Here is a 22,427-nt window from a genome sequence, read left to right as displayed (position 1 = left end):
AGGGCGAAATGGGCAAGAAACCGACGGCAGAACTGAGGGAAGAGCCAGCGATCCGCACCGGAAACGATGCCGTGCTTGACTATACTCCTCTGCCCGGCGTCGCCGACGAGATGGTCGACACCAACGGCGCCATCCGCCCGGTCTGGCAGCGCTTCTTTTCGCATCTGAGCGGAATGCCCGAAAAGGAGCTGACCGAACGCTTCACCCGCGCCGACCGTTACCTGCGCGACGCCGGCGTTTTCTACCGAGCCTACGGCAGCACCGGAAGCGCCGAGCGCTCCTGGCCCCTCTCGCACGTTCCGGTCCTCATTGATGCGCGCGAATGGGAGGCGGTCTCGGCTGGGCTCGTCCAGCGCGCCGACCTGCTGGAAGCGATCGTTGCCGACGTCTACGGCCAAAATCGCCTTGTCGCGGAGGGCGTGCTGCCACCGGCCCTGATCGCTGCCAACCCCGAATACCAGCGTCCGCTTGTCGGCGTCACCCCGGCCGGCGGTCACTACCTGCATTTCTGCGCCTTCGAGATCGGCCGCGGTCCTGATGGAAACTGGTGGGTCCTCGCTGACCGTACGCAGGCGCCGTCTGGCGCCGGCTTTGCGCTTGAAAACCGCGTGGCGACGACCCGCGCCTTCTCCGATATATACGCTGAGACGCCGGTTCATCGCCTCGCCTCCTTCTTTGGCGCCTTCCGCGATGCGCTGCAGGGCATGAAGCACAGCGGCGACGACCGCATCGCCGTGCTGACGCCGGGCCCCGCCAACGAAACCTATTACGAGCACGCCTATATCGCCCGCTATCTCGGCTTCATGCTGCTCGAGGGCGAAGACCTGGCTGTCGTCAACGGCAAGGTGATGGTCCGCACCGTGTCGGGCCTGAAGCCGATCACCGTGCTTTGGCGCCGCCTCGATTCGGCCTATTCGGATCCACTGGAACTGAACCAGAATTCACATATCGGCACGCCCGGCCTCGTCGAGGCTCTGCGCGCCGAAAGCGTGACCATCGTCAATGCACTCGGCAGCGGCATCATTGAAACACGCGCGCTGCTCGCCTTCATGCCGACCATCTGTCGTCGTCTGTTTGGCGAAGAGTTGAAGCTCCCCTCGATCGCGACCTGGTGGTGCGGCCAGAAGGGCGAACGCGAACATGTGGCGGCCAACATCGAAAAGATGGTGATCGGTCCGGCCTATTCGCGCGCACCGTTCTTCGATGACAGGGGCGAATCCGTGCTCGGCTCGACCTTGCGCGCCACGACCAAGGATTCGATCGGCGATTGGTTGAACTCCGACGGCGCCAAACTTGCCGGGCAGGAAGTCGTAACGCTATCGACGACCCCGGCCTGGATCGACGGCAAGCTGACGCCGCGGCCGATGTCGCTACGCGTCTTCGCCGCCCGCACGGCCAATGGCTGGCAGATCATGCCGGGCGGCTTTGCCCGCATCGGCGGCAGCGACGACGTTTCGGCCATCGCCATGCAATCGGGTGGTGCCGCCGCCGACGTCTGGATCGTCAGCGACAAGCCGGTGGAGCAGCACACATTGCTGCCGGCGGAAGGCAGCTTCACCCGCAACATGCCGGGCAGCCTGCCGAGCCGCGCGGCCGACAATCTCTTCTGGCTCGGCCGCTACATCGAGCGCGCCGAAGGGGCGCTGCGCATCCTGCGCGCCTGGCACGCCCGCTTTGCGGAAGCCGCCGATCCGAACCAGCCCCTGTTGGCCGACGTGACAGCCTATCTGGCCGCCGTCGATATCGACACCGAGGAAGCAGTCCCGGATACGCTAATGCGCAACATCGACAGCGCCGTCTATTCCGCCAGCAACATTCGCGACCGTTTCTCGCCGGATGGCTGGCTGGCGCTCACTGATCTCGCCAAGACGGCGCGACGGTTCCACGAGACGATTTCTCCCGGCGACGATGCAAGCCACGCGATGACGATTCTGCTGCGCAAGCTCGCGGGCTTCGCCGGTCTGGTGCACGAAAACATGTATCGCTTCACCGGCTGGCGTTTCCTCTCGCTCGGCCGCCATATCGAGCGCGGGCTGCACATGACACGGCTGCTCGGGCACATGTCGGGGCCGGACGCCCCTGATGGCGCGCTCGACATGCTGCTGGAGATCGGCGACAGCGTCATGACCCATCGCCGCCGCTACAACGTCAACACCGCTCGCCTCACGGTCACCGATCTGCTCGCGCTCGATCCGCTCAATCCACGCTCAATTCTTTTCCAGATGAACGAGATCCACCGCGAGGTGGAGCAGCTCCCGAACGCACTCGTCAACGGCCAGATGTCGCCCTTCTATCGCGAAGCGATGCGGTTGCACTCCGGCCTTGCCGTGATGACGCCGGAGACGATGAGCGTCGATGTCTACCGCCGCCTCGAACGCGAGCTGGAGCATCTGTCCGACCTCCTTGCCCACACATATCTCGGATGACCCAGGTGCTTTACGATCTCTCGCTGCACATGGGATACATCTACGACACGCCGGCCTCTGGCGCCCGCCACATCATGCGGCTGATGCCGCTGTCGCTGCCGAACCGGCAACGGCTGGTGGCCGGCTCGATCAAGGTTTCGCCGACGCCGGATGAACAGGCGCACTTCGTCGATTTCTTCGAGCACCCCGCGACTTCCTTCATGCTGCGCGCGCCGCATGAAAAGCTGGATATCCGCATGCATGCCCGCGTGCACGTGGAGAGCCATTCCATCGCAGCGGATTTTTCCCCCGTGCTCGCAAAGCTTCCGAATGAGGTCGCAGGCGTCTGGTCGCTGAAGCCCGACGCCCCGCATCATTTCCTCGGCAATAGCCCCCGCCTTTCGGACACACGCGCGATCTCGGACTATGCGAAGGCCTGCGCCGAACCGTCATGGACCGTGCTGCAGATCGCCACTGCGCTATGCGCGAAAATCCATCTGGATTTCACCTATGATGCCGAAGCGACGACCGTCGATACGACGCCGCTTGAAGCCTTCCAAATAAAGCGCGGCGTCTGCCAGGACTTCGTCCATGTCATGATCCTTGCTCTGCGTAGCCTCGGCATTCCCGCCGGATATGTCTCCGGATTCCTGCGCACCATTCCGCCGCCCGGCAAGGAACGGCTGGAGGGGGCGGACGCCATGCATGCGTGGGTCAGGGTCTGGTGCGGCGAAACGATCGGCTGGGTCGAACTGGATCCGACGAACAACATCCCGGCCGGCACCGACCACATCGTCGTTGCCTATGGCCGCGACTACGCCGACGTCGCCCCGGTCATCGGCGTGCTGAAGAGCTACGGCGGCCAACGCGCTGTCCAGGCCGTGGATGTCATTCCGTTGGGATAATTGAATAGCCGATAGAATTCAGATCTTTACCGTGGCGTTCATGGTGCCGCAAAAGGTCAAGGACCTCCTTGCCTCCTGCGGGACCACCCCGAGCAACGCCTATCAGCCCAATAGCATGGCTCAGCTGGTTGCGGACTTGGGCCATGGCCGCCAAGGCGACGAGCTCGCGACCCGCCTGACGAACTGGTAACAGCAAAGACCCGCAAACAACAAAAGCCGCCCCGGAACAAACCGGAGCGGCTTTTCGTTTGCCTGCAAAAACGCGCATATCAAATTCGGAAAACCGATTGAAATCAAGCTCTTTCCGCAGCGGAGCGCCAAGCCTCGGCAATTTTTTCGTTTGGGTAATTCCTTTGTTGCAAGTGCGTTGTAACGATGCATAAACTGCGTGTTTAGTGCGCGGCAAACCGATTGAAATTGGCATAACGTACTGAAACCAAACAGAATTGGCGAGGACTGACGATGAACACCGTTTCGAAGCCGACAATCCCCTCCCCCGCGCCGCGCAGCTCCAAGCCAGAAATTCTCGCCGAAGAAATCATCGAACGCCTGACCTACCGCATCGGCAAGGATGCGAAGGTCGCCAAGCCGCATGACTGGCTGACGGCGACCATCCTCGTCATACGCGACCGCATCATCGACAAGTGGATGGAGTCGACCCGCAAGGTCTACGCAACAGGCGACAAGCGCGTTTACTACCTCTCCCTCGAATTCCTCATCGGCCGCCTGATGCGCGACGCCGTCTCGAACCTCGGCCTCATGGAACAGGTTCGCGACGCGCTCGCCTCGCTCGGCGTCGATGTCTCTGTCATCGCCGGCCTCGAGCCTGACGCCGCTCTTGGCAACGGCGGCCTTGGCCGTCTCGCCGCCTGCTTCATGGAAAGCATGGCGACCGTCGATGTCCCGGCCTATGGCTACGGTATCCGTTACGTCCACGGTCTTTTCCGGCAGCAGCTTGCCGATGGCTGGCAGGTGGAGTTGCCGGAAAGCTGGCTGGCGCACGGCAATCCTTGGGAATTCGAGCGTCGCGAGAGCGCTTACGAAATCGGCTTCGGCGGCACCGTCGACGTGGTCAATAGCCCCGAGGGCGAGCCGCGCTATGTGTGGAAACCCGCCGAGCGTGTCATCGCCGCCGCCTTCGACACTCCGGTGGTCGGCTGGCGCGGCAAGCGCGTCAACACGCTGCGCCTCTGGTCCGCGCAGCCGATCGACCCGATCCTGCTCGACGCCTTCAACGCCGGCGACCATATCGGCGCGCTGCGTGAGAGCAACAAGGCCGAAAGCCTGACGCGCGTTCTATATCCCGCCGACGCGACGCCGGCCGGCCAGGAACTGCGCCTGCGCCAGGAATTCTTCTTCTCCTCCGCTTCGCTGCAGGACATCCTGCGCCGTCACCTGCAGCAGTATGACGATTTCACCTCGCTGCCCGACAAGGTGGCGGTCCAACTGAACGACACGCATCCGGCGGTCTCGGTCGCGGAACTGATGCGCCTGTTGTGCGACGTGCATGGTCTCGACTTCGACCAGGCTTGGGACATCACCCGCGGCACGATCGCCTACACCAATCACACCCTCCTGCCGGAAGCGCTGGAAAGCTGGCCGATCCCACTGTTCGAGCGCCTGCTGCCGAGGCATATGCAGATCATCTACGCGATCAACGCCAAGGTGCTGCTGGAGGCGCGCAAGACCAAGACCTTCTCCGAAACGGAAATCCGCTCGATTTCCCTGATCGAGGAAAGCGGCGAGCGCCGTGTACGCATGGGCAATCTCGCCTTCGTCGGCGCTCATTCGATCAACGGCGTTTCGGCTCTGCACACCGACCTGATGAAGGTCACCGTCTTTGCCGACCTGCATAAGCTCTATCCCGACCGCATCAACAACAAGACCAACGGCATCACGCCGCGCCGCTGGCTGCAGCAGTGCAATCCCGGCCTGACCTCGCTGATCCGCGAAACGATCGGCGACGACTTCCTCGATGACGCCGAAAAGCTGAAGCCGCTCGACAAGTTCGCGAATGATGCAAGCTTCCAGGAGAAGTTCGCGGCGGTGAAGCGCGCCAACAAGGTGGCCTTGTCCAATCTCGTCGCCAGCCGCATGGGCATCAAACTCGATCCGTCGGCTATGTTCGATATCCAGATCAAGCGCATCCACGAGTACAAGCGGCAGCTGCTCAACATTATCGAAGCAGTCGCGCTCTACGACCAGATCCGCTCACATCCAGAATTGGACTGGGTGCCGCGCGTCAAGCTCTTCGCCGGCAAGGCGGCGCCGAGCTACCATAACGCCAAGCTGATCATCAAACTGATCAACGACGTCGCCCGCACGATCAACAACGACCCGGCCGTCCGCGGCCTGCTGAAGGTCGTGTTCGTGCCGAACTACAACGTTTCCCTTGCCGAGGTCATGGTGCCGGCCGCCGATCTGTCTGAGCAGATCTCGACTGCTGGGATGGAAGCATCGGGCACCGGCAACATGAAGTTCGCGCTGAACGGCGCGCTGACGATCGGGACACTCGACGGCGCCAATGTCGAGATGCGCGACCATGTCGGCGAGGACAACATCATCATTTTCGGCCTGCGTGCCGACGAAGTCGCCGCCGCCCGTGCAGATGGCCACAATCCCCGCGCCATCATCGAAGCGTCGCGTGAACTGTCTCAGGCACTCCAGGCCATCAGTTCCGGCGTCTTCTCGCACGACGATCGAAGCCGATACGCGGCGCTGATCGAAGGCATTTACGCGCATGACTGGTTCATGGTGGCGGCCGATTTCGATGCCTATGCGCAGGCGCAGCGCGATATCGACCAGCTCTGGACCGATCCGTCGGCGTGGAACAAGAAAGCGATCTGCAACACGGCTCGGATGGGCTGGTTCTCATCCGACCGCACGATACGGCAATATGCCAAGGAAATCTGGAGAGCCGGATGAAAGCGCCGAAAGCCACCCCTGAAGTCAGACTTCCCTGGGAGATTTCGGCAGACGAGATAGCGGCAATCCTCGCAGGGTCGCATTCCAATCCCTTCGCCGTTCTCGGCGTTCACAAATCGGGAAACGCCTACGTCACCCGCTGCTTCATTCCGGGCGCCGAAGAGGTGACCGCGATGGCGCTCGATGGCAGCGTCATCGGCGAATTGAAGCAGCAGCATTCTGACGGCTTTTTCGCCGGCGAGGTTTCGGTGACGAAGCAGCAGCCGGTGCGCTATCGCGCGCGACGCGGCGATGCCGAATGGGCGGTGACCGACCCTTACAGCTTCGGACCCGTCCTCGGCCCGATGGATGACTATTACGTGCGGGAAGGTTCCCATCTGCGCCTCTTCGACAAGATGGGCGCACACTGGATCAAGCACGAGGGCGCGCAGGGGATCCATTTCGCCGTCTGGGCGCCGAATGCTCAGCGTGTCTCGGTTGTCGGTGACTTCAATGGCTGGGATGGTCGCCGCCATGTAATGCGCTTCCGCTCCAGCGCCGGTATCTGGGAGATCTTCGCTCCTGACGTTCCGACCGGTGTCGCCTACAAATTCGAAATCCGCGGCCACGACGGTGTGCTGTTGCCGCTAAAGGCCGACCCTTTCGCCCGACGCAGCGAACTACGCCCACAGACGGCCTCGGTCGCGGCATCCGAGCTGCTGCAGGAATGGGACGACGCAGCGCATCTGAAGCACTGGAGCGAAACCGACAAGCGTCGTCAGCCGATCTCGATCTACGAGGTTCATGCCGGCTCCTGGCAGCGGCGCGACGATGGCTCGTTCCTCTCCTGGGACGAGCTTGCCGCCCGTCTAATCCCCTACTGCGTCGACATGGGCTTCACCCATATCGAGTTCCTGCCGATTACCGAGCATCCCTATGATCCCTCCTGGGGCTACCAGACGACCGGGCTCTATGCGCCGACCGCCCGCTTCGGCGAGCCGGAGGGTTTCGCCCGCTTCGTCAACGGCAGCCACAAGGTCGGCATCGGCGTCATCCTCGATTGGGTGCCAGCCCATTTCCCGACCGACGAACACGGTCTCGGCTGGTTCGACGGCACGGCGCTCTACGAGCATGCCGACCCGCGCCAGGGCTTCCACCCCGACTGGAATACGGCAATCTACAATTTCGGCCGCACCGAAGTCGTTTCCTATCTGGTCAACAACGCGCTTTACTGGGCCGAGAAGTTCCATCTCGATGGTCTGCGCGTCGATGCCGTGGCCTCGATGCTCTACCTCGACTATTCCCGCAAGCACGGCGAATGGATCCCGAACGAGTACGGCGGTAATGAGAACCTGGAGGCTGTGCGCTTCCTGCAGAACATGAACACCCGTATCTACGCCGAGCATCCAGGCGTCATGACCATCGCCGAAGAATCGACCTCCTGGCCGAAGGTGTCGCAGGCGGTGCATGAAGGCGGCCTCGGCTTCGGCTTCAAGTGGAACATGGGCTTCATGCACGACACACTGAGCTACATGAGCCGTGAGCCGATCCACAGAAAGCATCATCACAACGAGCTGACCTTCGGCCTGCTCTACGCCTATTCGGAAAACTTCGTGCTGCCGCTCTCCCATGACGAGGTGGTGCACGGAAAGGGCTCGCTGATCGCCAAGATGCCCGGCGACGACTGGCAGAAATTTGCGAATCTGCGGGCCTATTACGCCTTCATGTGGGGCTATCCGGGCAAGAAGCTGCTCTTCATGGGTCAGGAATTCGCGCAGTGGAGCGAGTGGAACGAGGCAACCTCGCTCGACTGGAACCTGCTGCAGTACCGCATGCACGAGGGCATGCGCCGGCTGGTGCGCGACCTCAACTTCACCTACCGCAGCAAGCCGGCCCTGCACGCCCGCGACTGCGAGGGCGATGGCTTCGAATGGCTGATCGCCGACGACCACGAGAACTCCGTTTTTTCCTGGCTGCGCAAGGCGCCAGGAGAGAAGCCGGTCGCCGTCATCTGTAATCTGACGCCTGTCTATCGCGAGAACTATTCCGTGCGCCTGCCGACCGAGGGGCGCTGGCGCGAGATACTGAATACCGATGCCGATATCTATGGTGGCAGCGGCAAGGGCAATGGTGGCCGCGTGCAGGCCGTCAACGCCGGCGGCAGCATTGCTGCATCCATCACCTTGCCGCCTCTGGCGACGATCATGCTTGAACCCGAGAACTGACGACTGGTGGGAGGATAAAAATGGTAGAAAGACGTGTTCAGCCACTTGCCCGCGACGCAATGGCCTATGTTCTCGCTGGCGGCCGGGGAAGCCGCTTGAAAGAGCTCACCGATCGCCGCGCCAAGCCGGCGGTCTATTTCGGCGGCAAGACCCGTATCATCGACTTTGCGCTGTCGAACGCGCTGAACTCGGGCATCCGCCGCATCGGCGTCGCCACCCAGTACAAGGCGCACTCGCTGATCCGCCATATGCAGCGCGGCTGGAACTTCTTCCGCCCCGAGCGGAACGAAAGCTTCGACATTTTGCCGGCCTCCCAGCGCGTCTCGGAGACGCAGTGGTATGAAGGCACCGCCGATGCGGTCTACCAGAACATCGACATCATCGAGGACTATGGCGTCGAATACATGGTCATCCTCGCCGGCGACCATGTCTACAAGATGGACTACGAATACATGCTGCAGCAGCATGTCGATTCCGGCGCCGACGTCACGATCGGCTGCCTGGAAGTCCCGCGCATGGAAGCCGTCGGCTTCGGCGTCATGCACGTCGACACGACCGACCGGATCATCGACTTCGTCGAGAAGCCCGCCGATCCGCCGGGCATTCCCGACAAGCCCGAATTCGCGCTTGCCTCGATGGGCATCTACGTGTTCCACACGAAATTCCTGATCGACGCACTGCGCCGCGACGCCGCTGACCCGAACTCCAGCAAGGATTTCGGCAAGGACATCATCCCTTACATCGTCAAGAACGGTAAGGCCGTCGCCCATCGTTTCGCCAACTCTTGCGTCCGGTCGGATTTCGAGCACGAGCCCTACTGGCGCGATGTTGGAACGATCGACGCCTATTGGCAGGCCAACATCGACCTGACCGCGATCGTTCCGGAACTGGATATCTACGACAAGTCCTGGCCGATCTGGACCTATGCAGAAATCTCGCCCCCGGCGAAGTTCGTCCATGACGACGAAGACCGCCGCGGCTCTGCCACATCCTCCGTCGTCGCGGGCGACTGCATCATTTCCGGCGCAACGCTGAACAAGAGCCTCCTCTTCACCGGCGTTCGCGCCAATTCCTACTCCAAGCTCGAAGGTGCCGTCGTTCTCCCGAGCGTCAAGATCGGAAGGCACGCCCAACTCAGAAACGTCGTGATCGACCACGGAGTCGTCATTCCTGAAGGCCTCATCGTCGGCGAGGATCCGGTTCTAGATGCCAAGCGTTTCCGCCGCAGCGAGGGCGGCATTTGCCTCATTACCCAACCGATGATCGACAAGCTGGGCCTGTAAGCCATGAAAGTTCTTTCGGTTTCGTCCGAAGTCTTCCCGCTCGTCAAGACAGGGGGCCTCGCCGATGTGGCGGGTGCCCTGCCGATCGCCCTTGAGCGTTTCGGCATCGAAACCAAGACCCTCATGCCGGGCTATCCGGCCGTCATGAGGGCTATCCGCAATCCTGTAGTCCGACTCCAATTCGACGATCTGCTCGGCGAACCGGCAACCGTGCTCGAAGTCAAGCACGACGGGCTCGATATCCTCGTGCTCGACGCCCCCGCCTATTACGACCGGTCGGGCGGCCCCTATCTCGACGCCACCGGCAAGGATTACCCCGACAATTGGCGCCGTTTCGCGGCTCTGTCCCTGGCCGGCGCCGAGATTGCCGCGGGGTTGATGCTGGACTGGCGGCCGGACCTCGTGCATACGCATGACTGGCAGTCGGCAATGACCTCGGTCTACATGCGCTACAATCCGACGCCGGAATTGCCGAGCGTCCTGACCATCCACAACATTGCTTTCCAGGGGCAGTTCGGCGCCGATATCTTTCCGGGTCTTCGTCTGCCGCCGCACGCCTTCGCAACGGAAAGCATCGAATATTACGGCAATATCGGCTTCCTGAAGGGCGGCCTGCAGACTGCACACGCCATCACCACTGTCAGCCCCTCTTATGCCGGCGAGATCCTGACCACCGAGTTCGGCATGGGCCTCCAGGGTGTCATCGCAAGCCGAATCGATTCACTGCACGGCATCGTCAACGGCATTGATACCGAAGTCTGGAACCCCTCGACCGACCCGGTTGTCCACACGCATTACAACAGCAGCATGCTGAAGAGCCGCGTCGAAAACCGCAGCTCTATCGCTGAGTTCTTCGGACTTCACCACGACAACGCGCCGATCTTCTGCATCATCAGCCGCCTGACCTGGCAGAAGGGCATGGATGTCATCGCCGCCACCGCCGACCAGATCGTCGACATGGGCGGCAAGCTGGCCATTCTGGGTTCCGGAGACGCGGCGCTCGAAGGGGCACTGCTTGCCGCCGCCGCCCGTCACCCCGGGCGGATCGGCGTTTCCATCGGCTACAACGAGCCGATGTCCCATCTCATGCAGGCCGGTTGCGACGCCATCATCATCCCGTCCAGATTCGAGCCCTGCGGCCTGACGCAGCTTTACGGATTGCGCTATGGATGCGTGCCGATCGTTGCCCGCACCGGCGGGTTGAACGACACCGTTATTGACGCCAACCATGCCGCGCTTGCGGCGAAAGCGGCAACCGGGATACAATTCTCGCCTGTAACTCCATCCGGTCTGTTGCAGGCGGTCCGCCGCGCGCTACATCTCTACGCCGATCAAAAAGTCTGGACCCAATTGCAAAAGCAGGGCATGAAATCGGATGTTTCGTGGGAGAAGAGCGCCGAGCGCTATGCCGCCCTCTATTCAAGCCTCGCCCCTAAAGGCAAGTGAGAGAAAATGATAAAATCCGTACCCACTACGCCCTACCAGGATCAGAAGCCCGGTACCTCCGGCCTGCGAAAGAAGGTTCCGGTATTCCAGCAGCCGAACTATGCCGAGAACTTCATCCAGTCGATCTTCGATTCGCTGGAAGGCTTTCATGGCAAGTGCCTCGTCATCGGCGGCGACGGACGCTACTACAACCGGGAAGTCATTCAGAAGGCGATCAAGATGGCCGCCGCCAATGGCTTCGGCAAGGTGATCGTCGGCAAGGGCGGCATCCTGTCGACCCCGGCAGCCTCCCACATCATTCGCAAATACAAAGCCTTCGGCGGCATCATCCTTTCGGCCAGCCACAATCCCGGCGGTCCAACCGAAGATTTCGGCATCAAGTACAATATCAACAATGGCGGCCCCGCGCCGGAGAAGATCACCGACGCGATCTATGCGCGCACGAAGGTGATCGACACCTACAAGATCGCCGATTTCGCGGACGTCAACCTCGACCGCATCGGCAAGGACGAACTGCCGGGCGGCATGATCCTCTCGGTGCTCGATTCGGTGGAAGACTACACGGCTCTGATGGAAGAGCTGTTCGACTTCCCCGCGATCCGCAACCTCATCAGCCTCGGATTCCGCATCGCTTTTGACGCAATGAGCGCCGTCACCGGCCCATATGCCAAGGAAATCTTCGAAAACCGTCTCGGCGCGCCGTCCGGTTCGGTCCGCAATTTCATGCCGCTGCCCGACTTCGGCGGCCACCATCCGGACCCGAACCCGGTTCACTGCAAGGAACTCTACGACGAGATGATGAGTGATGATGCGCCCGACTTCGGCGCGGCATCCGACGGCGACGGCGACCGCAACCTCATCATCGGCCGCGGCATCTTCGTCACACCCTCCGATAGCCTCGCGATCCTTGCCGCCAACGCCCACCTCGCGCCCGGCTATTCCGGTGGTCTCGCCGGCATCGCCCGCTCCATGCCGACCTCAGGTGCGGCCGATCGCGTCGCCGAGCGCCGCGGTATCGGCATGTACGAGACGCCGACCGGCTGGAAGTTCTTCGGCAACCTGCTCGACGCCGGCATGGCGACGATCTGCGGCGAGGAAAGCGCCGGCACCGGCTCCAACCACGTGCGCGAGAAGGACGGCCTCTGGGCGGTTCTGCTGTGGCTGAACATCCTTGCCGTTCGCGGCGAAAGCGTTCAGGACATCGTCACCCAGCACTGGCAGACCTACGGCCGCAACTACTATTCGCGCCACGACTATGAAGGCGTCGATACTGACGCGGCGAACGGCCTGATCGCAAACCTGCGCAGCCAGCTTGCGTCGCTGCCGGGCCAGAGCTTCGGCCCGCTGAAGGTCGAGAAGGCCGACGACTTTGCCTATCACGACCCAGTCGACAAGTCGGTCAGCGAGCATCAGGGCATTCGCGTCCTGTTCGAAGGCGGTTCGCGCGTGGTCTTCCGTCTCTCCGGTACCGGCACATCCGGCGCCACGCTGCGTGTCTATCTCGAGCGGTACGAGGCGGATTCGACCCGCCACAACATCGAGACGCAGGAAGCGCTCGCCGATCTTATTGCTGCCGCCGAGACCATCGCGGGCATTCGCAGCCGCACGGGCCGCGACGCTCCTTCCGTGATCACCTGACCGAACGGCATGGCGGCGGGTAGACCCGGGCAAGGCGGAGCAACCATCCTCGAGACCGGCGTTGATTTCGCCGTCTGGTCGCGCAAGTCAGGACAGATCGAGCTGTGTCTGTTCGGCGACGACGACAAGGAACTGGCCCGCCTGCCGATGAAACGAGGCGATGACGATGTTCATCGCCTTTTCGTCGACGGCTTGAAGGAAGGTGCGCGCTACGGCTACCGCGCCGGCGGCGTCTATGCGCCCGACGACGGCCTCTGGTTCGACCCGTCGAAGCTGCTGGTCGATCCCTACGCCAAGGAACTCGATCGCCCCTTCCACTACGATCCCCTGCTCGGCACCTCCGGCGCCGAGACGCAGCACCTCGTGCCGAAGGCGATCGTCACCCGCGATGTCCCCGTGAAGCCGGGAAAGCCGCTCTTCAAGCCGGGTGGCTTCATCTACGAGGTTGCCGTCCGACCGTTCACCATGCTGCATCCGGATGTTCCCCAAGCGCAGCGCGGCACCGTCGCGGCTTTGGCGCATCCTTCAGTGATCGCGCATCTGAAGCGCATCGGCGTGGATGCGGTCGAGTTGATGCCGATCACCGCCTGGATCGACGAGCGCCACCTGCCGCCGCTCGGCCTCAGAAACGGCTGGGGCTATAACCCCGTCGCCTTCATGGCGCTCGACCCGCGGCTCGTGCCCGGCGGCATGGCGGAGCTCCGCGACACCGTGGCGAAGCTCCACGCCGAAGGCATTGGTGTCGTCCTCGACCTCGTCTTCAACCACACCGGCGAAAGCGACCGCTTTGGCACGACGCTGTCGCTGCGCGGCCTCGACAACCTCTCCTTCTATCGGCATCTGACCGACCGGCCAGGCGAATTGGTCAACGATACCGGAACGGGCAACACCGTCGCCTGTGATAACCCCTATGTCAGGCAACTGATCATCGACAGCCTCCGCCACTTCGTGCTCGGCGCGGGCGTTGACGGTTTCCGCTTCGACCTTGCCCCCGTTCTTGGCCGAACCGCTGGTGGCTTCGAGGCCAACAGCGAAACCTTGATGGCAATGCTCGCCGATGACGTCTTGTCGGACCGCGTAATGATCGCCGAGCCTTGGGACATCGGTCCTGGCGGCTACCAGCTCGGTAACTTCCCAGCCCCCTTCCTCGAGTGGAACGACCGCGTACGTGATGACGTCAGGTGCTATTGGCGCGGCGACGATCACAAGACCGGACCGCTCGCAACTGCGCTGGCCGGCTCCTCGGACATATTTTCCCGCAACGGTGCGACCGGGACGCGCAGCGTCAACTTTCTTGCCGCCCATGACGGCTTCACGCTCCGCGATCTCGTCTCCTATAGCGGCAAGCACAACGAGGCGAACGGCGAGCAGAACCGCGACGGCCACAACGAGAACCACTCCTGGAACAATGGTGCCGAGGGCGAAACGCACTACCCCGATATCATTCGCAGACGCCGCGATGACCTGAAGGCGCTGCTCTCCACGCTCTTTGCTACGCGCGGCAGCATCATGCTGACGGCAGGCGACGAAGCAGGCCGCACCCAGCGCGGCAACAACAATGCCTACTGCCAGGACAATGAGATCACCTGGATGGACTGGGCGGCGCTCGACGATGAGCTCATCGCCCATACCGCTTTGATCTCAAGCCTGCGCAAGCGCTTCTCCGTGTTCTCGGAAACGGGTTTCTTCGATGGCCATGGCGACGTCGAATGGATATCGCCTTCGGGCCAGCCGATGAGCGTGCAGGAGTGGGAGACCCCGAACTTTTCCACGCTTGGAATGGTGCTGTCGACGCGCGATGGGCAGGGCGGAAAGCCCGCACGGCTGGCCGTGCTTTTCAATCGCTCGGGCGGCGAGGAAATTTTTGCATTGCCCGGGCCGTCCTCATGGCGGCTGCTCGCCCCCAATGGTCAGGAAAAATCCGCGACATCGGCCATCGTGCCGCGCCGCTCGGTCGCTTTCTATCTCGGATAGTTAACCGGCCAGGCCCCTGCCTGCAATTCCTTGTCGCAATTGTCACAATCCCATTGTAAGGCTTGCGCAGCCGCTTTCTCATGAGGAATCAATGGTCAAGGAAATTTCGCTCGCGGATGTGCGCGGGCTCATCGGCACTGAAACCGGCCTCTCGGACTGGATTGTCGTCGATCAGGCAATGATCGATGCCTTTGCGCATGCAACCGACGATCATCAGTTCATCCACGTCGACCCAGAGCGCGCCGCCACGAGCCCATTCGGCGGCACCATCGCCCACGGATTCCTCACCCTCTCGCTGCTTTCAGCGATGAACTACAACAGCCTGCCCAAAGTCCGTGAGCAGACGATGGGCATCAACTACGGCTTCGAGAACGTCCGCTTCCTCTCGCCTGTCAAATCGGGGGCACGCATCCGCGGCCACTTTATCCTTGCCGAAGCCCGCTTTCGCGGCGCCGGCATGTTGATGACGACCTACGACGTCTCGATCGAGATCGAGAACGAGAAGAAGCCGGCGCTCACCGCGCGGTGGATCACCATCATCCAATTCGACCCAAAAGACCGGCCCGAAGAAGCCTAGTGCGCTTCGAAATCGATGACGTGCCGGATCACCTCCCCGGCATGCAGCCGGTCGAAGGCTTCGTTGATCCCCTCCAGCGGACCTGTTGAAGACAACAAGCGATCCACCGGCAGCTTTCCACGCCTGAAGAGCCCGACAAAGCGCGGAATATCCCGGCTTGGCACGCAGCTGCCGAGATAGCTCCCGAGCACGCGCCGCTCCTCGGCGACCAGGCTGACTGCGGGGATTGCGAACTGACTGGATGGACTAGCCAACCCTGCGGTAACCGTCGTTCCGCCGCGCCGCGTGATGCGGTACGCGAGATCAAAGGCCTTGACGGCTCCGGCCATCTCGAGCGCGTGGTCGACGCCGCCCTTTGTCGCCTCGCGGATTTGCTCCACAACGTCAGGGTCACTGGCGCGAAAGACGTCTGTCGCCCCAAGCGAACGCGCGATCTCGAGCTTGTCAGGAGCAAGGTCTACCGCGACAACGCGTTCGGCCCCGGCCGCCACGGCGCCAAGCACCGCGGCCAAGCCGACACCACCCAAACCGACAACAGCGACTGTCTGCCCCGGCTGCACATGACAGGTATTCACCACGGCGCCAACGCCCGTCAGCACGGCGCAGCCAAACAACGCGGCGTGAGCGAACGGGATATCGCGGTCAATGCGAATCGCCGAATGGCGCGAGACCACGGCATGGGTGGCAAAGCCCGAGACGCCGAGATGATGATGGATCGGCACCTCATCGCAGCTCAGTCGCCACTCGCCCGACAGCAGCGTGCCCTTTCCGTTGGCATCGGCGCCGGGAATGCACAGCGCCGGGCGTCCCTCGGCGCAGGGCAGACAATGGCCGCAGCTCGGCATGAAACTCATCACCACATGATCGCCGGGCGTCAGGTCATGGACATCGGGCCCGACCGCTTCCACGGTGCCGGCCGCCTCATGTCCAATCGCCATCGGCACCGGACGCGGCCTGTCGCCGTTGATGACGGAGAGATCGGAATGGCAGAGCCCGGCCGCGCCAATTCGAACAAGGATCTCGTCCCGCCCCGGCGGCGCGAGCTCGAGTTCTTCGATCGTGAGCGGCCGGCTCACCGCAAATGGCGGCGCGACCGGCGATCGGCGCAAAACCGCGGCACGTATTTTCATGAACTCCTCCCGCGAACGGTTCCGGCAGACTAACCGCTCGCAAAAGCCAACCGCAACAGGACTTTAGGCTGCGGCGATTGCGCTATGGTGCACCGTTGATTTCAACGATGTTGCGATCAGGATCGAGCAGGTAGGCCTGCGGAAAACCGGCCGGCCCGGTACGCCTCACACGCAGCCGCCGGGGATCTCCCTCGGGCGCATCCTCGCGAAAACCCTTTGCGATCAGTCCCCGGATACATCCCTCGAAGTCATCGGTATGGAAGGCGAAATGTCCGTCGGCGGTATCGATGGTCGCCACCCGCCGGAACGTCCCAACCGGATTGACGATGATGTGGACCTGCAGCGCTCCGCAGGCAAACCAGGCTCCGTCGGTACTGAAAGGAGGCCTCTCGATCCGCTCGAGACCGAAGATATCGCGATAGAAGGCAACCGATCGGTCGAGATCCGTCGTGACGATGGAAACGTGATGCAGCATCATTGAGGACACCCCGCAACGTTGCGGCTACGCTCCGACAAAGCCGCACGCGATGGCGAATGATGGCATGAATGACACCGGTCTTGCAACTTGAAGCCGAATGGGGACGGCACAAGAGCACCGTCCCCCAATCGGGAATTCCAGTTCCGTGGCGCTTAATGCGCGGCGTCTTCGGCACCCTCGGCCAGCAGGCCGAATACGAAATCGGCGAACGAACGCCAGCACTCGACACGGAACGTATCGTCCTCGGTGCGGAAGAGCACGATCTCGGCCTTGCCGAAAATCGTGCGCGAGCAGGCGCCGACCGGGAAGGCATCAAGCGACAGATCCTGCGGGCAACCCGCGGAGATCGTCGCCTCGGCCCCGGGACCGGAGACGATGATCGCGACGTTGCGGTGCGAGACATCAGTTGCCGAATGCAGCACGTCCGCCTTCGTGAGCGCGCCCATCAGGTCTGCACCGGACTCATCGATAACGAGCCATTCATCCGGCCCGAGCCAGAGGGCGGCACGGCCACCCTTGCGGCCGGAGGTCTTCGGCGAAGACGGAACCGTGACCCCAAGAGCGGAGGACAGAGCCTTGAGGGATCCGGCGGGCGCACGGAGCGCGATGCGGGTGGCGGCCGGCGCTGCCGTCAGCCGTACCGTCGCCGAGCCGCCATGACGACCTGAGAGCACCGACTTGCGAACTGCCGTATCAGCCATTGATGCGGCCTCCTTCCTTGTCAAAGAACACCATGTCAGTCACCTCGACGGCGATCGTCTTGTCGGGCATAGGCACATAAAGTGTCTCGCCCATCCGCTTGCGGCCATCGGCGACCAGCGCGAAGGCGATCGACCTGCCGAGATTTTCCGACCAGTAGGACGAGGTCACATGGCCAAGCATCGTCATCGGCTTCGGCTCGTTCGGATTGGCGACGATCTGCGCGCCTTCTTCCAGCACCAGCTTCGGATCCTTGGTGACGAGGCCGACCAACTGCTTGCGGCCTGCCTTCACCAGATCCGGGCGCTTCAGCCCACGAATGCCGACGAAGTCAGTCTTCTTCTTCGAGACCGCCCAGGAAAGACCAGCATCGTCAGGCGTGACGGTGCCATCCGTGTCCTGGCCGACGATGATGTAACCCTTCTCGGCGCGAAGAACGTGCATCGTCTCGGTGCCGTAGACGCAGGCGCCGAGCGGCTCTGCATTGGCCCACACGGCTTCCAGAACGGACTGGCCATAGTCGGCCGGCACGTTGATTTCGAAGCCGGTTTCACCGGTGAACGACACGCGGAACAGCCGCGCCGGCACGCCCATGACCGTGCACTCGGCAACGCTCATATGCGGGAAGGCCTCGTTGGAGATATCGATGCCTTCGACCAGCGGGGCGATGATCTCGCGCGCCTTCGGACCCTGTACAGCGATGACGGCCCACTGTTCCGTCACCGAGGTCAGCCACACCTTCAGATGCGGGAACTCTGTCTGCAGATAGTCTTCCATGTGGTGGAGAACGCGCGGCGCGCCGCCCGTCGTCGTCGTCACGTGGAAGCGATCGTCGGCCAGACGCCCGACAACGCCGTCGTCATAAACGAACCCGTCCTCGCGCGTCATGATGCCGTAGCGGCACTTGCCTGGCTTCAGCGTGTCCCAGGCGTTGGTGTACATGAGGTTCATGAAATCGGCGGCATCGGGGCCGACGATCTCGATCTTGCCGAGCGTCGAGGCATCGAACACACCGGCGACATCGCGCGCCGTCTTGCATTCGCGGGCGACCGCCTGGTGCATCGTCTCGCCGGCGCGCGGATAGAACCACGCACGCTTCCAGTTGCCGACATCCTCGAACACCGCGCCATGGGCCTCTTCCCACTGGTGCAGCGGCGTCTTGCGCGCCGGATCGAACAGATCGCCGCGCGAATGCGCGATCAGCGTGCCGTAGGTGACAGGCGTGTACGGCGCGCGGAAGGTGGTGAGACCGACCTGCGGGATTTCCTTGCCCAGCATCTCGGCGGCGATCGCCAGGCCGTGCATGTTGGAGAGCTTGCCCTGGTCGGAGGCCATGCCGTTCGTCGTGAAGCGCTTGATATGCTCGATCGAGTGCATCCCCTCGCGCACGGCAAGGCGAATGTCCTTGGCGCAGACGTCGTGCTGGAAATCGATGAACGCCTTGGCGCTGGTCTCGGGACCTGCGCCTTCAGCAGCGCCAATCATGCCGCCCGTCCACTGATGGGCTTGCTCAGCCGTGATGCTGATCTTGCCGCCGGAGGGCTTCCCAACTGCCTGCGCCATCAGCTCGCCGGCCGCCAGCGATTCCTCGATCGTCTGCTGCAGATCGTCCGTGCCGTTGCAGGCGCCGACAGAAAGGCAATCCTGCGCGTACGTGCCGGGCAGGAAGCGCTGCGTCTCGGGCTCGAACGCCACCTTGCCGCGCGACTGCGAGAACAGGTGCACCGAAGGCGTCCAACCGGCCGAGACCAGCAGCGCGTCGACCGCGATCTTGCGCGGCGAGCCGCCGCCATTGCGGGCAACGGTCATCGACGAGATGCGGAGCTTGCCTGACGTATTGACCACGGACTGACCGGTGAGAACATCGATGCCGAGCGAACGGGCTTCCGCCAGAACGGCCGCACCCGGCGTCTGCCTGCAATCGACGATCGCGGCGATCTCGACGCCTGATCGTTTCAGGTCGAAGGCGGCCTCATAGGCCGAGTCGTGCGCCGTATAAACGCCGACCTTCTGGCCGACGGCGACGCCATACTGGTTGAGATACATGCGCGCAGCCGATGCCAGCATGATGCCCGGACGATCGTTGTTCGGGAACACCATGTGGCGCTCGATCGCGCCGTTGGCGAGGATGACGCGCTTGGCGCGCAGCTGCCACAGACGCTCGCGCGGCAGGTGGCGGCCAGGGTTCGCGACATGGTCGGTCACGCGCTCGGCGAGACCGACGAAATTGTGGTTGTAGTAACCGAAAGCAGTGGTGCGGGTCAGAACCTGCACATTGTCCATTGCCTTCAGCGTGGCGACCGTCTTCTGCGCCCACTCATAACCGGAAAGGCCGTCGATCTTGACGCCGCTGTCGTAGCGCAGCGCGCCGCCGACATCCGCCTGCTCGTCGCAGAGGATCACCTTGGCACCGGATTGCGCCGCCGCCAGTGCCGCCGAAAGACCGGCGATCCCGGCACCGACGACGAGCACGTCGCAATGCGCATAACGGCCGGCATAGTGATCGGGATCGGCTTCCTTCGGCGCAACGCCGAGGCCCGCCGCACGACGGATCATCGGCTCGTAGAGGTGCTTCCAGGCCGCCTTCGGCCACATGAATGTCTTGTAGTAGAAGCCCGCCGCGAAAAACGGGGACATCAGATTGTTGATGCCACCGATATCGAAGGAGAGCGATGGGAAACGGTTCTGCGATTCGACGATCATACCGTCGAAGACTTCCTGCACGGTGGCACGCACGTTCGGCTGTTTGCGGGCGCTGTCGCGCGCAACGTCGATCAGCGCATTCGGCTCCTCGGCGCCGGCCGAAAGGATGCCCCGCGGACGGTGATACTTGAACGAGCGGCCGACCAGATGGATGTTGTTGGCGATCAGCGCCGAGGCGACGGTATCGCCTTCGAGCGCCGTGTAGCTCTTGCCATCGAAGGTGAAGCGCGCGGTTCTGGCCGGCGTCAGGCGACCCTTGCCTGCAATACGGTTCGTGCCGCTCATTGTGCCTCTCCTTCGAGCTGTTCGTAGGTCTCGACGGGAGCATGCGGAACGGCTGCTTCGCCGATCGTGGGCTTCGGCTCGCCTGCCTTGTAGGTCTTGATGAACTTGTCGCTGATGGTATCGCGCGCCGCATTGAAGAAACGGCCGCATCCGTGCTGGTGGCGCCAGCGCTCGAAGATCAGCCCCTTCGGGTTGTCGCGCAGGAAGAAATATTCCTCGAACGCCTCGTCGGAGATGTCGGCGATATTGGTGGGACGGGCGATATGGGCATCGCCGGCACCGCGGAATTCGAGCTCGGAACGCTCTTCCTGACAGTATGGGCAGTAGATAAGAAGCATGATGTCCTCGTGTCAGTGCGCGACGGCGGCGGCGGCGGCTTCGTCGATCAGACGGCCGGTGCGGAAGCGGTCCAGCGTCAGGCCGGCATTGAACTTGTGTTCCTCATCGCGGGCGATGAGGTGCGCGAAGAGATTGGCCGAGCCCGGCGTCGCCTTGAAGCCGCCGGTGCCCCAGCCGCAGTTGACGTAGAGACCCGGAACCGGCGTCTTCGACTGAATCGCCGAACGGTCCGGCGTGTTGTCGACGATGCCGCCCCACTGGCGCATCATCTTGACGCGGCGGAACATCGGGAAGAGCTCGCAGATGGCATCGAGCGTGTGCGTGATGATCTGCAGGCCGCCGGTCTGGCTGTAGGAATTGTACTGGTCGGTGCCGGCGCCGATGACGAGCTCACCCTTGTCGGACTGCGAGATATAGGCGTGCACGGTGTTGGACATGACCACGCAGGGGAAGATCGGCTTCAGCGGTTCGGACACCAGCGCCTGCAGCGGGCTCGATTGCAGCGGCACGCGCACATCGGCCATCTTCATGACCGTGGTCGTGTGACCTGCGGCCGAAACGCCGACCTTCTTGGCGCCGATGAAGCCACGTGATGTCTCGACACCGGTAACGCGACCATCAGGGCCGCGTCGGATGCCGGTGACTTCGCAGTTCTGGATGATGTGGACGCCGCGATCGGACGCCGCACGCGCGTAGCCCCAGGCCACAGCATCGTGACGCGCCGTGCCGCCGCGACGTTGGAGGGCGGCACCGTTGATCGGGTAGCGGGCGCTGGCTGAGATATCGAGCGGCGGACAATAAGCCTTCGCCTGCTCCGGCGTCAGCCATTCATTGTCGATGCCGTAGAGGCGGTTGGCATGAATGTGGCGCTTGAAAGACTGCTGGTCGTGCACATTGTGCGATAGCATCATCACGCCGCGCGGCGAGTACATAACATTGTAGTTGAGATCCTGCGAGAGGTTCTCCCAGAGCTTCATCGAATGCTCGTAGATGTGCATGCTCTCTTCATAGAGATAGTTCGAGCGGATGATGGTCGTATTGCGACCCGTGTTCCCGCCGCCGAGCCAGCCCTTTTCGAGCACCGCAACATTTGTGATGCCATGCTCCTTGGCGAGATAATAGGCCGCACCCAGACCATGCCCGCCGCCACCGATGATGATGACGTCGTATTCGGCGCGCGGTTCCGGTGAAGTCCACTGCTTCTCCCAGCCCTTGTGACCCCTCAGGGCCTCCCTCGCCACGGCAAAAACCGAGTATCTGCGCATCCGCCTTCATCTCCTTCAGGGGAAAGGTCCCTTCTCGTCGGCCATACAAATCGCAAATCCAAAAGCGGCACAACGTTTCTTTTGCGACGCGGACCGGCTTTTGTTTTGACACGACGGGAGAATGCAGCAGGAGACGTCGGGTCGTTCTCACCCCGACTTGAAAAACGTTGA

General features: G+C 62.6%; 16 protein-coding genes. 9 read left to right on the top strand and 7 right to left on the bottom strand.

Annotated elements, in window-relative coordinates; all coding sequences use genetic code 11:
- Nucleotides 1-8: 8 nt before the first annotated feature.
- Together IB248_RS20790 and IB248_RS20785 are read left to right on the top strand one after the other, a co-directional pair.
- Nucleotides 9-2,426: a circularly permuted type 2 ATP-grasp protein gene (locus IB248_RS20790; protein ID WP_169682337.1), complete on the top strand. Its 2,418-nt coding sequence runs from the start codon at nucleotides 9-11 to the stop codon at nucleotides 2,424-2,426.
- Entirely contained in the window at nucleotides 2,423-3,310 is an 888-nt protein-coding gene (locus IB248_RS20785) for a transglutaminase family protein (protein ID WP_018856604.1), read from the top strand. The genes IB248_RS20790 and IB248_RS20785 overlap by 4 nt, the downstream gene beginning before the upstream one ends.
- Here the strand turns inward: IB248_RS20785 and IB248_RS20780 are convergent.
- Nucleotides 3,294-3,734, bottom strand: a complete 441-nt coding sequence (locus tag IB248_RS20780) for a hypothetical protein (RefSeq protein WP_162763411.1) — start codon at nucleotides 3,732-3,734, stop codon at nucleotides 3,294-3,296. The two genes, IB248_RS20785 and IB248_RS20780, sit on opposite strands and share 17 nt — an antisense overlap.
- Nucleotides 3,735-3,772: 38 nt before the next feature.
- On the opposite strand from IB248_RS20780, the gene IB248_RS20775 reads away from it, so the two are divergent.
- From IB248_RS20775 to IB248_RS20745, 7 genes are all read left to right on the top strand, one after another.
- Nucleotides 3,773-6,235 (top strand): glycogen/starch/alpha-glucan phosphorylase, encoded by a 2,463-nt coding sequence (locus IB248_RS20775; protein WP_018856602.1) that lies wholly within the window; start codon nucleotides 3,773-3,775, stop codon nucleotides 6,233-6,235.
- Nucleotides 6,232-8,439, top strand: a complete 2,208-nt coding sequence (glgB, locus tag IB248_RS20770; RefSeq protein ID WP_192241585.1) for a 1,4-alpha-glucan branching protein GlgB — start codon at nucleotides 6,232-6,234, stop codon at nucleotides 8,437-8,439. Before IB248_RS20775 ends, glgB begins: the two co-directional genes overlap by 4 nt.
- A 20-nt stretch (nucleotides 8,440-8,459) precedes the next feature.
- Nucleotides 8,460-9,722 carry a glucose-1-phosphate adenylyltransferase gene (gene glgC / locus IB248_RS20765; protein ID WP_113470638.1) on the top strand — a complete coding sequence of 421 codons (1,263 nt, stop codon included), beginning with the start codon at nucleotides 8,460-8,462 and terminating at the stop codon, nucleotides 9,720-9,722.
- Between the two features lie 3 nt (nucleotides 9,723-9,725).
- The gene (gene glgA, locus IB248_RS20760) at nucleotides 9,726-11,168 is read left to right on the top strand and encodes a glycogen synthase GlgA (RefSeq protein ID WP_113470637.1); all 1,443 of its coding nucleotides are present in this window, start codon (nucleotides 9,726-9,728) and stop codon (nucleotides 11,166-11,168) included.
- A 6-nt stretch (nucleotides 11,169-11,174) separates the two neighbouring features.
- Nucleotides 11,175-12,806 (top strand): alpha-D-glucose phosphate-specific phosphoglucomutase, encoded by a 1,632-nt coding sequence (locus IB248_RS20755; RefSeq protein ID WP_018856598.1) that lies wholly within the window; start codon nucleotides 11,175-11,177, stop codon nucleotides 12,804-12,806.
- A gap of 9 nt (nucleotides 12,807-12,815) precedes the next feature.
- Complete coding sequence (gene glgX / locus IB248_RS20750) at nucleotides 12,816-14,780, top strand: glycogen debranching protein GlgX (RefSeq protein WP_113470636.1); 1,965 nt, start codon at nucleotides 12,816-12,818, stop codon at nucleotides 14,778-14,780.
- A gap of 91 nt (nucleotides 14,781-14,871) precedes the next feature.
- Nucleotides 14,872-15,357 carry a MaoC family dehydratase gene (locus IB248_RS20745; protein ID WP_062374398.1) on the top strand — a complete coding sequence of 162 codons (486 nt, stop codon included), beginning with the start codon at nucleotides 14,872-14,874 and terminating at the stop codon, nucleotides 15,355-15,357.
- On the opposite strand, the gene IB248_RS20740 is transcribed toward IB248_RS20745, so the two are convergent.
- The 6 genes from IB248_RS20740 to IB248_RS20715 form a co-directional block, all read right to left on the bottom strand.
- Nucleotides 15,354-16,487 carry a zinc-dependent alcohol dehydrogenase family protein gene (locus IB248_RS20740; RefSeq protein ID WP_113470635.1) on the bottom strand — a complete coding sequence of 378 codons (1,134 nt, stop codon included), beginning with the start codon at nucleotides 16,485-16,487 and terminating at the stop codon, nucleotides 15,354-15,356. The two genes, IB248_RS20745 and IB248_RS20740, sit on opposite strands and share 4 nt — an antisense overlap.
- Before the next feature lie 82 nt (nucleotides 16,488-16,569).
- On the bottom strand, nucleotides 16,570-16,965 hold the full coding sequence (locus tag IB248_RS20735; RefSeq protein WP_018856594.1) for a VOC family protein: 396 nt from the start codon (nucleotides 16,963-16,965) through the stop codon (nucleotides 16,570-16,572).
- 152 nt (nucleotides 16,966-17,117) lie between these two features.
- Complete coding sequence (locus IB248_RS20730) at nucleotides 17,118-17,666, bottom strand: sarcosine oxidase subunit gamma (RefSeq protein WP_018856593.1); 549 nt, start codon at nucleotides 17,664-17,666, stop codon at nucleotides 17,118-17,120.
- On the bottom strand, nucleotides 17,659-20,652 hold the full coding sequence (locus IB248_RS20725) for a sarcosine oxidase subunit alpha (protein ID WP_018856592.1): 2,994 nt from the start codon (nucleotides 20,650-20,652) through the stop codon (nucleotides 17,659-17,661). The genes IB248_RS20730 and IB248_RS20725 overlap by 8 nt, the downstream gene beginning before the upstream one ends.
- Nucleotides 20,649-20,990 (bottom strand): sarcosine oxidase subunit delta, encoded by a 342-nt coding sequence (locus tag IB248_RS20720; protein ID WP_018856591.1) that lies wholly within the window; start codon nucleotides 20,988-20,990, stop codon nucleotides 20,649-20,651. Before IB248_RS20720 ends, IB248_RS20725 begins: the two co-directional genes overlap by 4 nt.
- A gap of 12 nt (nucleotides 20,991-21,002) precedes the next feature.
- Complete coding sequence (locus tag IB248_RS20715) at nucleotides 21,003-22,256, bottom strand: sarcosine oxidase subunit beta family protein (protein ID WP_018856590.1); 1,254 nt, start codon at nucleotides 22,254-22,256, stop codon at nucleotides 21,003-21,005.
- Nucleotides 22,257-22,427 lie beyond the last annotated feature (171 nt).

Origin of the sequence: Rhizobium sp. RHZ01, assembly GCF_014851595.1 — a bacterium.
GTDB classification, from domain to species: Bacteria; Pseudomonadota; Alphaproteobacteria; order Rhizobiales; family Rhizobiaceae; genus Rhizobium; species Rhizobium altiplani.
Note: the sequence above shows the minus strand (reverse complement) of the source record. Positions and strands in the feature narration are given on the sequence as shown.